Raw genomic sequence first — 14,847 nt, 5'->3', positions numbered from 1 at the left:
ATGGTGAGGAGTGAAGACATGGCAGAGACAGTCGGAGACGCGCCGAAATCCGCAGCCGGTGCAACGAGTTCGTCGTTGACCGGCGCGTTGGGGCGCCTTGGCGTGTGGGTCAGCGAGCACGGCCGGGTTGTCACGGCGGTGTGGGTGCTGTTGGTTGTGGGGCTGGGGATCTTCGCGCCGTTTGTGGAGAAGAATCTCTCCGGCGCGGGCTGGCAGGCCGACGGTTCGCAGTCGGTGCAGGTGCGGGAGCTGGCGCAGAAGCACTTCGGTGGCAACGCCAGTCACGCGATCCAGGTGGTCGTGCATAGCGACACTGCGGCGTTGACCGAAGGCCAGGGGCCTCAGATCCTCGAGCGGGTGACCTCGGAGTTGAAGGCGGATCCGCGGATCGCCCAGGTCGTCGCGCCACAGCCGGGCGTGACCTTGAGCGCCGATGGTAAGACGGCGATCGTCCTCGCCGGTGCCGGGGCAGGTACGAACGAGATGGTTCGGGCGGCGACCGATCTCAAGGGGCCACTGAGTGCGCTCTCGACGGATGCGGTGTCGGTGAATCCGACCGGCTCGTCGGTGCTGTGGTCGGACTTCAACGCGGCGAACCTGGAGGCGATGCTCACCTCGGAGATGCTGTCGTGGCCGGTGACTCTCGCGATTCTGGTGATCGCCTTCGGAACCCTGGTCGCTGCCGGCCTGCCGCTGCTTCTCACCTTGGCCGGGCTGGTGGCCTCGGCCGGTGCGCTGGTCTTGATCAATGAGATCGTGCCCGTGTCGATCTGGGCGATGAACTTCGCGATGATGTTCTCCCTCGCGCTGGGTATCGACTACGCGTTGTTCCTGGTGGTGCGGTACCGGGCAGCGCGCTTCGGGCACGGCGTGTCGCCGCGGGAGGCGATCGCGCAGACTATGAACACCGCCGGTAAGGCCGTGTTGCTGTCCGGGGCGACCGTGCTGATCTCCCTGTCCGCGGTGATGCTCGTGCCTTCGCCGTCGTTCCGGTCGATGGCTGGCGGGATCATGCTCTCTGTCGTGTTCGTCCTCGCGGCAACGCTGACGCTGCTGCCGCTGGTGCTAGTCAAGCTCGACAAGCGGATCAACGCGCTGGCGCTGCCGTGGGCCCGAGTCGGTGAACACCGCTCACCAGCCTTCGAGCGATGGGGGCAGCGTTTGTGGAAGCGCCCATTCGCGTGGGGCGCCGCTGCGTTGGCGATCCTGATCGCGCTGTCGATCCCCCTGGCGGGACTGAAGACCGCGATGCCTTCGATCGCGGTGCTACCGTCCGATGCCAACGCGCGAGTCGGCTACGACCAGGTCAAGCGGGCCTTCGGCCCCGGCGCTCCCGGAACACTGCAAATCATCACCCCGTCCTCGGCCGCCTCGCAGGCGCACCAGGTGCTGGCCGCTGACGAGGGAATCGCCGGCGCGATGCCGCCCGCCGCAGCAACCGACGACAGCGGCTTGTCGCTGATCTCCGCGATCCCGAAGGTCGATCCCTCCGACCCGAGCCTGAGCGCGACAGTCGACCGGCTCCGCTCCGACCTTCCAGACGGCACCTTGGTCGGCGGCGCGGCGGTGGAGAATCTCGACCTGAAGGCGCAACTCGACACCTCCACCCCGATGGTGATCGCTGTGGTCCTCCTGTTGGGCTTCGCGCTGCTGCTGGTCGCGTTGCGTGCACCGTTGATCGCCCTGATCGGCACCGTGGTGAGCCTGCTGTCGACTGCTGCTGCGTTCGGTGTCGCCCGCTTGGTGTTCCAGGACGGTATCGGCGCGAACCTGTTCGGCTTCGAACCGCAGGGCTTCCTCGATGCATGGGCGCCGGTGTTCTTCTTCGCGATGATCTTCGCGATCGCTATGGACTACACCGTGTTCCTCCTCTCCTCCGCCAAGGAGCACTGGGAACGCTCCGGTGACCCGAAAGAAGCGATGATCGGAGCCGTCGCCCACTCCGGTCGCGTCATCTTCGCCGCCGGCGGCGTCATGGTCGCCGTCTTCTTCACCTTCGCCCTGTCCGGGCCACTGCCCCCGAAGGAGATGGGCGTCATCCTCGGCGTCGCTGTTCTCCTCGACACCTTCCTTATCCGGCTGGTCCTGCTCCCCGTCGCACTACGCCTGGCAGGACGCGCAGCGTGGGCTTGTCCCGCGTGGCTCGCCCGGATACTGCCGAACATCAGCTTCGCCCACGACTAACCCGTGAAAACAGGAGCACAACCATGACCGACAAGCCCGAAACCACAGCACCCGATCACTCCACCGAATCAGGAGCGGACACCCTGCGGCGACTCCAACCGCAGCACCGTGACCTGCGCAAAGCGATCCCCGACGTGTACATTGAAGACACGAAACGATCTCACCGCATGCGCAAACCCAACATCGACCAAGCCGTCCTGCTCCTCGCCGGAACACTGAACCTCACCGGAGTCGCCCTCAGCGTCACCGTCTCACCCTGTTGGGCCCTCCTATCGGGGCTTGTTTCACTGAACCTGATCCAATCAAGCATCACCGGACTTTGCCCCGCCGCCGTACTTCTCAAGAAGATGGGACTGCAATCGGGAAGGGCATTCTAGGTAGGCCGCTACGGACGGACTTGATGCGATCAGCGATCAATCCAGTGGAAACGACGGAAGGAGCTACGAGTGAACCAACGGCCCGCATTCACGATCTGGCTGGACCCGGTGTGCCCGTATTCGTGGACCACCGCACAGTGGCTGCTAGCCACTGTCGGCAATCCCAACGAACTACAGTGGAAGCTGATGAGTTTGGCCCTCCTCAACGAGGGACGCGAACTGCCCGAACGTGCCCGCAAGCGGATGCAGGATTCCCGAGCGGCGGGCAGACTGTTCGCCTCGCTGGAGCGCGAACTAGACAGCGAGCGGATGTGGCAGGCCCTGCGCACGTTCAGCGACCAGTACCACCGAGACGGCGGCACGATCGACGGTCAGTCAGTGCGCGAAATGCTACTCGAGCTCGACCTGCCCGCACACCACATCTCGAGCATCGACGACCCGACCTTCGACGTCGCGGTGCGCGACGCGCATTCGCTCAGTCAAGAAGCCGCGGGCGAAAGCGCAGGAAGCCCCCTGATCGGGATCGGCGAGACCGTCTTCCACGGTCCCGTGCTCACCGCGATACCGACTCCCACCGCCGCACGCGACCTTCTCACCGCTCTCGAAACACTCGCCACCGTCAAGACCTTCGCATCCGTACAACGGTTTCCACACCCTGTAGCAGCTCACCTCTGAGAACGGAGCAAATCGAGATCATGAATAGCAAACGAATCGTCATCGCCGGCGCCGGAATCGGCGGACTCAGCGTGATCAAAGAGTTGCGCGAATCCGGCACTCCCCTCGACAACACCGACATCACATTGATCGACGAAAACTTCGAGCACTACCTTGGCTTCACTCTGCCGTGGGTCATGCGGGGCTGGCGCACTCCAGAGAGCGTCCCGATCCGCCCGTCCGAGAAGAGCCTCGCTGGAATTCGGACGGTGCGCGGCTCTGTCTCCGGTGTCGACGCCGCCAACAGCACCGTCATCCTCGACGACGGTGCGCACGTGGACTACGACGCGCTCGTACTCGCGCTGGGAGCCCGCAATGCAACGCAGCAAGTGCCCGGCCTCCAAGAGGCGGCCGACGCAGGCGTCGCCGTGCACTATTACGCCACCGCCGACGCCGCACGTGCCCACCGGGCACTGACCGCGTTCGAGGGCGGCCGACTGGTCTTCCTCGTCGCATCGATGCCCTTCCGCTGCCCCGTCGCCCCCTACGAGGGCACCTTTCTCGCGGCAGATCTCCTGACCGAACGCGGCGTGCGGGACCATACAGATATCGCCGTATACACCCCGGAACCGCAGCCAATGCCCTCCGCCGGGCCCGACGTCGGCATGGAACTGGCGAACCGCGTCAGAGCGTCGGGAATCGACCTGCATCCACTACACCAGGTCGAGCGAGTAGACCATCAGACCAAAACCCTGCACTTCACCAACGGCGTGCACGACACCTTCGACCTGCTGGTCTTCGTCCCGCCGCACGAACCCGCGTTGACCCTGGACACACCGGGATGGATTCCAGTCGACCGAGCTTCAATGCTCACCGAACACCACGGCGTATGGGCGATCGGCGACCTCTCCGCAGTCACCTCCCCCACGAACAGGCCCCTCCCTAAGGCCGCCATCTTCGCCAAAAACGGCGCCGCCGCCGTGGCCCAAAACGTACTGCACTACCTCGGGCTCGCCGAATCCCCAGCGTCTCTATCAGGGCAAGGCTATTGCTACATCGATACCGGAGCCCACGAATCAGCCCGGGGCCAGGGCAACTTCTTCGCCGAACCACACCCCGACGTCGCGCTCACACCCGCATCTCAACAGCTGCACCAAGAAAAGATCCGCGAAGAACTCGACTGGCGCGCCTACTGGGAATGACAGCGGACTGCGCGGCCAAATCGAACAAGCCGTAGAGTCCCGTTTAGTCGGGAACAAACGTTGTCGATCGCAGGTCGATCTCCGAACGCTGCGCCCATCGGTCGCTCAAGCTGCCGATCTCACCGGCCGCACCGATCAGCACGCACTCACGCTACAATATCCATCCGCGGCCTCTCCCGCATCGCTGATCATTGTGCGCCACAAGCGTTTCGCGATCTGTCGCTTCAAGCATCGGATCGCCTCACGTGACGTCTTGCCTTCGTCAAGCTTGCGCCGGTAATACGCGTTACCAGCGCTGCCCGCCATCCGGGATTGGGTAACGGCAACGATGTAGATCGCCGCGTTCAAAGATCTGTCGCCCTCAAGGGGTAGGCCCCGGTGTCGTTGCTTATCGGCGCTGGCCACCTCGATTGGCGCGGTCCCAGCATAGGAAGCGAATGCCGACTGATCCCGGAACCGAGCCGGGTCGCCCGTCCGGGACAGAATCCGGCACGCCGTCACCGTCCCGACGCCCTCAATCTCCAACAGGCTCGTCCCCGAGGCCTTCAACTCGACCTCGATCCTGGTGGTGATGTCATCGATCTGAAAGCGCAGCCTGCGCAGATCACCGACGATCGCCAGCCCCACCTCCTTGCGCATCGCATCCGCGCCCGAAGCCGGCGCAAGCCTGCGGAGCGCATCCGATGCCTCCTCCGTCGTGAACGCCCGATCCAAACCGCCCGGCAGCAGTTCCCGCAGTAGAGCATGCAGCTGGTTCGTCAGCCTCCCCTTGTGCCGCACGAGGTCAATCCGGCGTTCATCGAGGACCCGCAACCCATCCGAATGCTTCTCGGCGCCCACCGGCCGGAAGTCGCCTTGCGAGAAGGCGACGCACGCCGCCGCGGCCGCGTCGATTCGATCATTCTTTCGACGCCCGCCTCGGGAGAGCTCCCGCACCCGGGCTGTGGCGGTCGCCGGCACATCCACCACCGCCTCCGCTTGGCTCACGAGCCACTGCGTCAGGTGATGCCCCAACCCGGACGCGTTCTCCACCGCCCAGATCCGCTCCGGCCACTGCCCCGCCCACTTAATCAACTCGCGATAGGAGTTCAGGTCGGCGGAGATCCTCAGCGACCCCAGATCCTTGTTTGTTCCCGAATCGACCGCCGTCGCCGTATGCGTCGACTTATGCGGATCCACACCAATGACGATCATCAAGCACCAAGCCCTGCCTGCGGCGTGGCCGACGACCGCCATACCTCACCCGGGCACTTCAGTGGCTCTTCTCATTTCAGAGTGCGTTGACCCGGTCGGCGAGCTGACCGGAGTGCAGTAGCGACCGCAAGATGTAGTGCTCGAGGTTGCGGAAGCCCAGGGCGATGCCACGCAGGTGCTCGAGTCGTCCGTTGATTGCCTCGACCGGGCCGTTGCTGACGCCGGTGTCGAAGTACGCCAGGATCTCTCGGCGGCGTTTCAAGAGGCTGCGGCCGAGCTGTGCGAGTTCGTCGAGCCCGGCGGGGACTCCGGTGTGGATTCGTTTGAGAGTCTTGAACATTGCGATCTTCCCTGCCCGTCGGTCAGGGTGCTCGTAGGCGGCGATCAGATCCTGATACACCTGGGCGGTGACCTCGACCGCGACGTGACGCTCATCAGCAGCCAACGCCGAATCGAGCTTGACCTGCTGTTTGTCGGCGAGGAGAGCAGGCCGGGTGAGCAGGATCCGGCGAATCCCATAGAGCGGGTCCCCGGAGCGGCCGCGGTGCCCGCAGATCGCCTGCTGCAGCCGCTGCCGGCAGCCGGTGACCTTGTCCGCCGCCAGGTGGATGACGTGGAACGGGTCCATCACCGTTCGCGCTGCGGCGAGTACCTGCGCTGCGGCGGTGTGGTAGCCGCCGAACCCGTCCATCGCGGTGACCTTGATCCGGTCCCGGAACGCTTGATCGCGCTCTTGAAGCCAGCCGCGGAGGGCTTGCGCGGAGCGGCCGGCAACCATGTCCAGCAGCCGGGCGGGACCGGTGCCCTCACGCACGGGGGTCAGATCCACCAGGACCGTCACCCACGAGGAATCGCCGTTGCCGCGGACGTGCTTCCACTTGTGCTCATCAACGCCGAGTTCCCGAACACCCGTGAGATGCTGCGGGCCACGTGCAGCACCGAACGGGCACCGCAGACCGGCAGGTCCACCAGCTCGCGGACGATGTGATCGCGCACCACGCCGAGACCTCGCCGCAGCCCGGGCATTCCAGGTCAGGCGTGAGGACCTCGCACCACAGGTGCGTCACGTCATCGGCGGTGGCAGCGTCGACGACGCTGACCCCCAGATCGATGGCACGGCAGATGGTATCGGCAAGCAGAGACGACGTAGGCTCAGACACAGGTCCTCGGAGTGTGATCGAGATGGCGTAGGAACCTTCATCGTCACACCCCGGGGCCCTCTACATCTTGTGCCGCGCCACGTCAGCGGCGGACCCGCTCATGCACTCTCGCTTGGGAAGAGCCAACGAGGCTCTTCCCAGATGAGGGTGTAGGTCGGTCGGGCGCGTCGGTCCGCAGATAGACGTCGAGGTCTCCCGACGATGGAGGTTCCTACGCCATCCATCCGAAAGACCTCGACGTGACCGACACAACCCCGCCGGCCGGCTTCGGCCGCCCTGACCTCACCGCCTTCGCGGCTCATCCCAATCGACCCTGATCGGGTCTGCTGACCCCCTCGACGAGAACGCAGCGACATCACAGCCACCCAACCCCGACCGTCCGGGAAGCTGGGGCACGTCACACGGCCTGTGCTGCGGGCGTGTCGAGTGGGTCGTCCAGGGGCGACGCAGGAGCGTCGACGCGACGTGCTGAGAGGTGGTTCCAACCGAGCGCTAGGACACTGGCTACAGGCATGGCGATAGGTCAGGAACGGCGTCGCTCCCTGCGCAGGAGGGAGCGCAGAGTCTCGGCGTTCGCGTAGCCGACCCGTAGCGCGATCTCGGCGGAGGTGAGGTCCGTGGTTGCTGAGAGGTGCCGAGCTCGTTCGATGCGAAGCCGTTGGACGAAGCCGAGCGGAGTGAGGTTGAGCGCCGCACGGACTCGTCGTTCGAGGGTGCGCCGGCTGGTGCCGAGCGACTGCGCGACGAAGGCGACGTTGAACGGTTCGTCCAGGCGGGCGCGCACGAAGCGTTCGAACTCGACGACGATCGGGTCCTCGTGCCGGAGATGTTCGTAGGCGACGAAGGCCGCCTGCGACGGACGCTCGTCTATGATGAGGAGCTTGGCGACATGTTGGGCCAGGTCGGGGCTGATCGATCGCACGAGTGAGAGCGCGAGGTCGATGTGGGCGAACGCGGCGCCGGCGGTGACGAGGTTCCCGTCGACCACGACCATGGTGTCGAGATCGAGGGCGACGGTCGGATAGCGCTTCAGGAACTCCGGCCCCAGGAACCAACTGGTCGTCGCCCGCCGATGATGCATCCGTCCAGTCTCGGCGACAGCGAACACGCCGGTGCACGCCGCGGCGATCCGGGTGGTCGCCTCGTCGAGGCGCCCGAGCGAGGCGATGACCGAACGAGCATCTCGGCTCTGGAGGGCGTCGTGGGTCGCGGCGGCCGTGAGGGTTCCAAGCGCAGGGACGACGACCACGTCGAACTCTCCGGACTCCGACAGCGGGTGGTCCACCGACAGGGTCATCGATGCCGTCGTGGTCACTCGCCGTTTCGGTCCGAGGATGGCGAGTTCGATCGCGTCGATCCGCGGGTCGACATCGCTGCGGGCTCCGTCGGCCACCCGCACGATGTCGATGATCGACGCGACAGCCGAACCGAAGCAGCCGTCGATCGCGATCAGTCCGATACGCATGGCGCCAACAATAGCAATACTGCCGTATACGCCACTTCTCACATGCCCTTGCTCGTCATACGCTGAACTCGCTTCACCAAGAAACCTCGACACCTAGGAGAACCCCTCATGTCCACACCCGCATCACTTCCGTATGCCTTCGTCGCCAAGATCGTCGCGGCCGATGGACAGCACGACGCGCTCGCCGATCTGCTCGCCGGCGCTGTCGCGCTCGCCAACGAAGAAGTAGGAACGATTGTCTGGTTCGCGGTCAGGACCCACGCCGACACCTTCTGGATCTTCGATGCATTCCCCGACGAGGCCGCTCGCGACGCCCACGCCAACGGCGCCATCGTCGCAGCCCTGATGGCCAACCAGCACCTCCTCGGCGCAGCACCCGAGATCCTGGCGGCCGACGTCCTCGCGTCCAAGCTTCCGTAGTCCGCCAACGCACGAGACGATCGCGCCCCGCCGAGCCGTCGCCAGGTCGCGACGCAGCGCCACGCTGCGTTGCCGAGCGGTGCGAGGCCTATCGGCACACGGACAGGATGTCCGAGCGTTCATCCGGCGAGGGGTCCGTCGCAGAGGAGAGCGACGTCGGGTGTCGGGCAGAGCCGTGAGGCCAGCGCATCGCGCGACCATCAGAACCGAACCGCCCCTGCCCTACGTTTCCGCAGGTCAGGGGCTGTTCGCCGGAGCCGCCTGTCGGAATCGAACCGACGACCTAATCACGTCGGCTTTGCGTCTATCGCCTGATGCGCCCACTGGGCGAACGAGCCGCTGACCTGCGCGAACGCCGAGCGTGGGGGACGCCGCCATCCGGTGGTGACCGACGACGACCGACTAGTACCGACCGTTTCACCGGAGCTTGCGGCGGCGTCGAAGCCGAGCAAGCTCCATTCTTTTAGCTCACCGCGCCCTCCTCCTCGCCGGTCCCGTCTTCGTCGAAGACGTTTCAGGGGTCTTCTCAGATGCCGGTGTAGGTCGGCCGGGCGCGTCGGTCCGCAGATAGACGTCGAGGTCTCCCGACGACGGAGGTTCCTACGCCATCCATCCGAAAGACCTCGACGTGACCGACACAACCCCGCCGGCCGGCTTCGGCCGCCCTGACCTCACCGCCTTCGCTCGACTCGACGGCCTCGGTCTGAGCGTGACCGGACAACGACTTGAACCGGATCGTGCGGTCCTAGCGTGCCGCGTGGTGGAACCAGATCAGTGGTGCCGACGGTGCGGCAGCGAAGGCGCTGCTCGTGACACCGTGATCCGGCGGTTGGCCCACGAGCCGCTGGGCTGGCGACCGACCGTGCTGGAAGTTGTAGTGCGCCGCTACCGCTGTGCCGACTGCGGACACGTGTGGCGCCAAGACACCAGCGCCGCTGCGGAGCCACGCGCGAAGCTCTCGCGCACCGGGCTGCGGTGGGCGCTGGAAGGGATCGTGGTCGCACACCTCACCGTCGCCCGTGTCGCCGAGGGACTCGGGGTCGCGTGGGACACCGCCAACAACGCGGTCCTGGCTGAAGGCAAGCGGCTGCTGATCAACGACCCCACGCGGTTCGAGGGCGTGAAGGTCATTGGCGTCGATGAGCACGTCTGGCGCCACACCAGGCGTGGCGACAAGTATGTCACCGTGATCATCGACCTCACCCCGGTCCGCGATGGCGCCGGCCCAGCAAGGCTGCTGGACATGGTCGAGGGCCGGTCGAAGGCGGCGTTCAAGACCTGGCTCGCCGACCGCGACGACGCCTTCCGTGACGCGGTCGAGGTGGTCGCGATGGACGGCTTCACCGGGTTCAAGACCGCCGCTGCGGAGGAGATCCCGGACGCGGTCACGGTGATGGATCCCTTCCACGTCGTGCGCCTGGCCGGTGACGCCCTCGACAGGTGCCGGCGCCGGGTCCAACTCGCGATCCACGGGCACCGTGGGTTCAGGGACGACCCGCTCTACAAGTCGCGGCGCACGCTGCACACCGGCGCGGACCTGCTCACCGACAAGCAGAGCGACAGGCTACGCGCGCTGTTCGTTGATGACGCTCACGTCGAGGTCGAGGCGACCTGGGGTGTCTACCAGCGCATGATCGCCGCCTATCGCCACGAGGACCGGCAACGTGGCCGCGAGCTCATGGAGAAGCTGATCACCGACCTCAGCGCCGGCGTCCCCAAGGTGCTCACCGAGCTCACCACCCTGAGCCGGACCCTGAAGAAGCGAGCCGCTGACGTGCTCGCCTACTTCGAACGACCCGGCACCAGCAACGGGCCGACCGAGGCGCTCAACGGACGGCTCGAACACCTGCGCGGCTCCGCACTCGGGTTCCGCAACCTGACCAACTACATCGCCCGAAGCCTGCTCGAGACCGGCGGCTTCAGACCCCAACTCCTACACCCCCGATTGGGATGAGCCAGTAACGACGGGGGCCCGGGGGTCTCGGGCGACACCGCGTCGAAGGTGGACATCACCCGGTCCGCGGCGGGCGACATCACCGCCCACGGGGGTGCGAAGCGCCTCGCCGGCGACCAGACGCAGGCGATCGCCGATTCGATCCAGCGGTCGAAGGCGAAGAACGTCATCCTGATCATCGGTGACGGCACCGCCAACCAGGAGCTCACGCTGGCCCGTGACTACCAGTGGGGCGCCGGCGGCCAGATCCCCGGCATCGACCAGCTGCCGCTGTCGGGTGACTACACCACGTACGCGCTGGACAAGAACACCAAGAAGCCCGACTACACGACCGATTCCGCCGCCTCCGGCTCCGCGTGGGCCACCGGCACCAAGACCTACAACGGCGCCGTCGGCGTGGACGTCAACGGCAAGGCGCAGCGCTCGATCCTCGAGATCGCCAAGGCCAACGGCCGCAAGACGGGCAACGTCACCACCACCGAGCTGCAGGACGCGACCCCGGCCGTGCAGGTCGCGCACGTCGCGCAGCGCAAGTGCTACGGCCCCGTCGCCACCAAGGAGAAGTGCGCGTCGGACGCCCTGGAGAACGGCGGCCTCGGGTCGATCACCGAGCAGCTGCTGGCGGCCCGCGCCGACGTCACCCTGGGCGGCGGCTTCAAGACCTTCCAGGAGGTCGCCGGCGCCGGCCAGTACGCGGGCAAGACGCTCGAGGTGCAGGCCAAGGAGCGCGGCTACCAGATGGTCCGCTCGGGTGAGGAGCTCGACGCCGTCAAGGACGCGGGCCAGGACAAGCCGCTGCTCGGCGTCTTCGCCGACGGCAACCTGCCCCGCCTGTGGGGCAAGGCCACCGCGACCAAGGAGGGCGGCAAGGAGCCGGCCGTCACCTGCTCGCCGAACCCCGAGTTCGCCGCGACCCCGAAGCTCGAGACCATGACCAAGAAGGCGATCGACCTGCTGGGGGGCGACAAGGGCTTCTTCCTGCAGGTCGAGTCCGGCTCCGTCGACAAGGCCAACCACGACGCCGACCCGTGCGGCCAGATCGGCGAGACCGTCCAGCTGTCCGAGGCCGTCACCGCGGCGCTCGACTTCGCGAAGAAGGACAAGGACACCCTGGTCATCGTCACCGGCGATCACGCGCACACCAGCCAGATCGTCGAGACCGGCTCCGTCACCCCGGGCCTGACCCGCACGCTCAACACCAAGGACGGCGGCCTGCTCACGGTCAACTACGGCACGTCGCTCGACCCGGGCGAGGAGCAGCACACCGGCGGCCAGGTCCGCATCGCCGCGTACGGCCCCGGCGCCGCCAACGTCGTCGGCGTCACCGACCAGACCGACCCGTTCTTCTACATCACCGACGTACTCGGCCTGGACCGGGCCAAGAAGTAGGAGGCAAGCCACGGCCACGCGTTCGCGATCACCCTTCGCGGACCGACTGGACGAGATCCCGGTCGGCATGATCGCCGGCCGGACAGCCCGGCTCGATGTCCCGGGCCGACGGAGCATCGTGTTCAGCGGCGCCACCCGCAACTCGGCGTAGGTGGCTATCACGAGTGCGTTTCGCGGGGCGTTGCGCAGTCCGGCCCTTCGCTCCCGTTGCGGTCATGGACGGCCTGGGCATGGAGCTGGTGGCGGGTCTGCGGCCAGGTGCGTCGTCCTTCGGCGGTGGTGAGCCGGTGCGCGTGCACCAGATCCCAGGCGGCGCGTAGGTTGGCCGGGAAGGTGCGAGCGGTCGCTTCGCCGAGCATCAGCTCACGACGCTCGCCGTGTTCACGCCAGATCAGGAACGCGTAGGTGCGGCGGGCCTTTCGGCGACGGTTGAGCTTGACGCGGCCGAGCGCGACCCTGCCGTCGTCGCAGACGACGCGGCGGCGCACCTCGCCGCCGGCGGCGACGTCCTGCTCGGTTTGGTGCTCACGCAGCGTGGCTGCGGCCGAATGCACCGCGTCCGGTGGAAGCGGCGCCGGACGCCACGTCCGGCGGATAGCCCGCACAGCGACCTGGACGGGGTTAGACGCTGCTCAGCTGCGGCCGCAGCCGCGGGAACGGCCACGAGTCGCCGAACACGTCCTGCAACTCCCGGGGCCTGGTCGCGGTGATCGCAGCGATATCGGCGACGGCGTAGCGACTGTTCCGCAGTGAGGCGAAGAACTCCGCGGCCGCCTGCGGCCGGACCGGGTACGTCGATCGCCGCTTGTCCCGCAGCAGGTTCCGGGCGTTGAGGGTGCGGAACCAGTACCGGTACTGCGATTCGGTGATGTCGGCGTGCACGTGCGCGCGGCGCACCAGCGCCGACAGGCTTACCCCCCACCGGCGCCGCAGATCGTCGAGGGTGTCGATCCGGGCCGGGGTGATCCCCCGCAGCTCGTCGCGCAACGACCCGTATGGGGCGAGGAACTCCGCGGCGAACCGATCCGCCCGGTTCTCGATCTCCTTGAGCCCCAACGACACACCCGACAGTTCATCCATCACCAGGTGCCCCAGCTCGTGGGCGAGGGTGTGCCGCTGCCGATCCTCCGGCGCGTGGGGGTTGAGCAGGATCACAGCGGTCACCGGGCCGGTGGTGCGGACGCTGATCGCGTCGACCTTGTCCACATCGGCGGGCATCGGCAAGATCATGATCCCGGCGCTCTCGAGCAGGCCGGCGATGTCGGAGACCGGGCCATGGATGCGCCACGCCTGCCGCACCAGCTGCGCGGCCTCCTCCGACCCCTCATCGAGCAGGTCCACATCCAGCTGCGGCACCGACCGCGGATGCACCGCGGTCGCCAACGTGTCCTCATGCAACCGGTTGAGCATCCAACCGGCGAAGTTCGCATGCTGAATCAACCTGTCCTGCAACCGCTTAGTGACAGTTTGGCTACGGAAGTGCACACCCTCGGGCGGCTCCTGCGGCAACACCGTGCACAGCAGCTCCTCGGTCACATCGAGCACCTGCGCCCACAACGTCAGATCCGCACCACTGACCGATCCGTCGCCGCTCTCAGCGCGCGAGACGTAACTCGGGGAACGCCCCAAGGCATCAGCAACCTGCTTGGCCGTCAGTCCGCGGCGCTCACGGGTGGCGCTCAATGTGGCGGCCACCGCGCAGCGGTCGGTCGACAGCGGCGAACGCGACGCCCGCGAATCAAGATCCGTCACCGTTCCCATGGCCAAAATCTTAGACCCTCCCACCCTCACGGATCACGCTGACGTGCCGAACACCACGCAATCATTCCCCGATCACCGGTAATCCCTACCGTCACACCCGCACCACGGAGGAGGAACGGCCGTTGGGGTTCTACTCGTCCGCTTCGGCATCCTCGGCGGCGTTCGGGTTGGTGGGGACCTCGAAGCGGCTGCGCTCCGCGGCCAGGCCGGCACTGCGGGCGAGGACGGCGATGTCGGCCTCAGCGCGGGCGAGGCGGTCTTGAAGGTCCTCATTCTCGGCACGCAGGCGGGCCGCTTCCTCACGGGCTTCGTCCGTTGCGGCCAGCACCAACGCCCGCTCGGAAGTCATCAGCCACGGCACCCTGCGGCGCCGCCAGGCCACCAGCATGCGGCGCGCCGACTCGATGTCCACCTCGTGCGGGGCCCACAGGTACCGCTCGCCGAGGCGGGTGCGGGCCTGCACTCCGATGATCCGGTTCGCGTCGTTGAGCGTTCCGGACAGGTCGACGTTGGTCACCGCGAACTCGGCGGTGCTCACCACGTCGAACGGCAGCGTGTAGTCCTGGCACTGCTGCTTGCGCAGCCGCTGGCGCTCACTCTGCGAGACCTGCCGCCACGGGGTGTCCCGCTCGACCTTCACGTGCAGGTTGCCGTGCACGATCAGCTCGGTCCAGTTGTGCGGCTCGTGCAGCCGCACGTGCGGCGGGTTCACCGCGTTGGTCCACTCGCGCAGCCCCTCCGACCACACCATCGCCGTCAGCAGCCCCCGCGACTTCGAGTCGTACCGACGTCGCGACGCCGGATCCAGGTACAACGCCTCACACAACTGCGCACACGCCTCATCCGCAGCGAGCGCGATCGCAGCGATCGGCACCATATGCGGCCGCAGCATTCGCAATGCCTGCGTTCGCGGCGCCCTCGGACGCAGCCCTTCGATCCGCACCATGACGCCTCCCCAGAAATCGTTACCAAACTTGCTGTCCATCTTGCAGAGGGGGTAACGATCCTGACGTTCGGACACGCCGCAGCGCAACCATCGAACTCGACGGCTCCGACCGATTTGAGGAGAAGGCAGGGAACCGATCAC

11 protein-coding genes and 2 pseudogenes are annotated in these 14,847 nt (G+C 66.7%); 7 read left to right on the top strand and 6 right to left on the bottom strand.

Annotated features, from left to right (window positions below):
- Nucleotides 1–18: 18 nt before the first annotated feature.
- The 4 genes from BLQ62_RS03220 to BLQ62_RS03205 all read left to right on the top strand — a co-directional run bounded on the left by BLQ62_RS03220 (nucleotide 19) and on the right by BLQ62_RS03205 (nucleotide 4,417).
- Nucleotides 19–2,184, top strand: coding sequence for an MMPL family transporter (locus BLQ62_RS03220; protein WP_074850833.1), 2,166 nt, complete (start codon nucleotides 19–21; stop codon nucleotides 2,182–2,184).
- Between the two features lie 23 nt (nucleotides 2,185–2,207).
- On the top strand, nucleotides 2,208–2,561 hold the full coding sequence (locus BLQ62_RS24085; RefSeq protein WP_231707035.1) for a YgaP family membrane protein: 354 nt from the start codon (nucleotides 2,208–2,210) through the stop codon (nucleotides 2,559–2,561).
- A gap of 69 nt (nucleotides 2,562–2,630) precedes the next feature.
- A complete protein-coding gene (locus BLQ62_RS03210) occupies nucleotides 2,631–3,236 on the top strand; it encodes a DsbA family protein (protein ID WP_074850837.1) in 606 nt (201 codons plus the stop codon).
- A gap of 20 nt (nucleotides 3,237–3,256) precedes the next feature.
- A complete protein-coding gene (locus BLQ62_RS03205; RefSeq protein WP_068568406.1) occupies nucleotides 3,257–4,417 on the top strand; it encodes an NAD(P)/FAD-dependent oxidoreductase in 1,161 nt (386 codons plus the stop codon).
- Nucleotides 4,418–4,552: 135 nt separating this feature from the next.
- Here BLQ62_RS03205 and BLQ62_RS03200 read toward each other — a convergent pair whose 3' ends face one another.
- The 3 genes and pseudogenes from BLQ62_RS03200 to BLQ62_RS03185 form a co-directional block, all read right to left on the bottom strand.
- Entirely contained in the window at nucleotides 4,553–5,611 is a 1,059-nt protein-coding gene (locus BLQ62_RS03200) for an IS110 family RNA-guided transposase (RefSeq protein ID WP_068568408.1), read from the bottom strand.
- 76 nt (nucleotides 5,612–5,687) lie between these two features.
- Nucleotides 5,688–6,771 (bottom strand): annotated as a pseudogene (locus BLQ62_RS03195) (ISL3 family transposase).
- 523 nt (nucleotides 6,772–7,294) lie between these two features.
- Nucleotides 7,295–8,236: a GlxA family transcriptional regulator gene (locus BLQ62_RS03185; RefSeq protein ID WP_068568955.1), complete on the bottom strand. Its 942-nt coding sequence runs from the start codon at nucleotides 8,234–8,236 to the stop codon at nucleotides 7,295–7,297.
- A 108-nt stretch (nucleotides 8,237–8,344) separates the two neighbouring features.
- Here BLQ62_RS03185 and BLQ62_RS03180 point away from each other — a divergent pair, with 108 nt between their 5' ends.
- The 3 genes and pseudogenes from BLQ62_RS03180 to phoA all read left to right on the top strand — a co-directional run.
- A complete protein-coding gene (locus BLQ62_RS03180) occupies nucleotides 8,345–8,656 on the top strand; it encodes a putative quinol monooxygenase (RefSeq protein WP_003941073.1) in 312 nt (103 codons plus the stop codon).
- A 628-nt stretch (nucleotides 8,657–9,284) separates the two neighbouring features.
- On the top strand, nucleotides 9,285–10,610 hold the full coding sequence (locus tag BLQ62_RS03175; RefSeq protein ID WP_068568956.1) for an ISL3-like element ISPfr2 family transposase: 1,326 nt from the start codon (nucleotides 9,285–9,287) through the stop codon (nucleotides 10,608–10,610).
- 21 nt (nucleotides 10,611–10,631) lie between these two features.
- Nucleotides 10,632–11,999: pseudogene (phoA, locus tag BLQ62_RS03170) on the top strand (alkaline phosphatase); the annotation flags it as partial.
- Between the two features lie 158 nt (nucleotides 12,000–12,157).
- On the opposite strand, the gene BLQ62_RS03165 reads toward phoA, so the two are convergent.
- From BLQ62_RS03165 to BLQ62_RS03155, 3 genes are all read right to left on the bottom strand, one after another.
- Nucleotides 12,158–12,553, bottom strand: a complete 396-nt coding sequence (locus tag BLQ62_RS03165; protein WP_068564987.1) for a hypothetical protein — start codon at nucleotides 12,551–12,553, stop codon at nucleotides 12,158–12,160.
- A gap of 67 nt (nucleotides 12,554–12,620) precedes the next feature.
- A complete protein-coding gene (locus BLQ62_RS03160; RefSeq protein WP_139184147.1) occupies nucleotides 12,621–13,760 on the bottom strand; it encodes a helix-turn-helix domain-containing protein in 1,140 nt (379 codons plus the stop codon).
- A 130-nt stretch (nucleotides 13,761–13,890) separates the two neighbouring features.
- Nucleotides 13,891–14,652, bottom strand: a complete 762-nt coding sequence (locus BLQ62_RS03155) for a hypothetical protein (RefSeq protein ID WP_139184146.1) — start codon at nucleotides 14,650–14,652, stop codon at nucleotides 13,891–13,893.
- Nucleotides 14,653–14,847 lie beyond the last annotated feature (195 nt).

The sequence above is a fragment of the Tsukamurella pulmonis genome, assembly GCF_900103175.1.
In the GTDB taxonomy this organism is placed as follows: domain Bacteria; phylum Actinomycetota; class Actinomycetes; order Mycobacteriales; family Mycobacteriaceae; genus Tsukamurella; species Tsukamurella pulmonis.
This window is presented reverse-complemented; position numbering and strand designations above follow the sequence as displayed.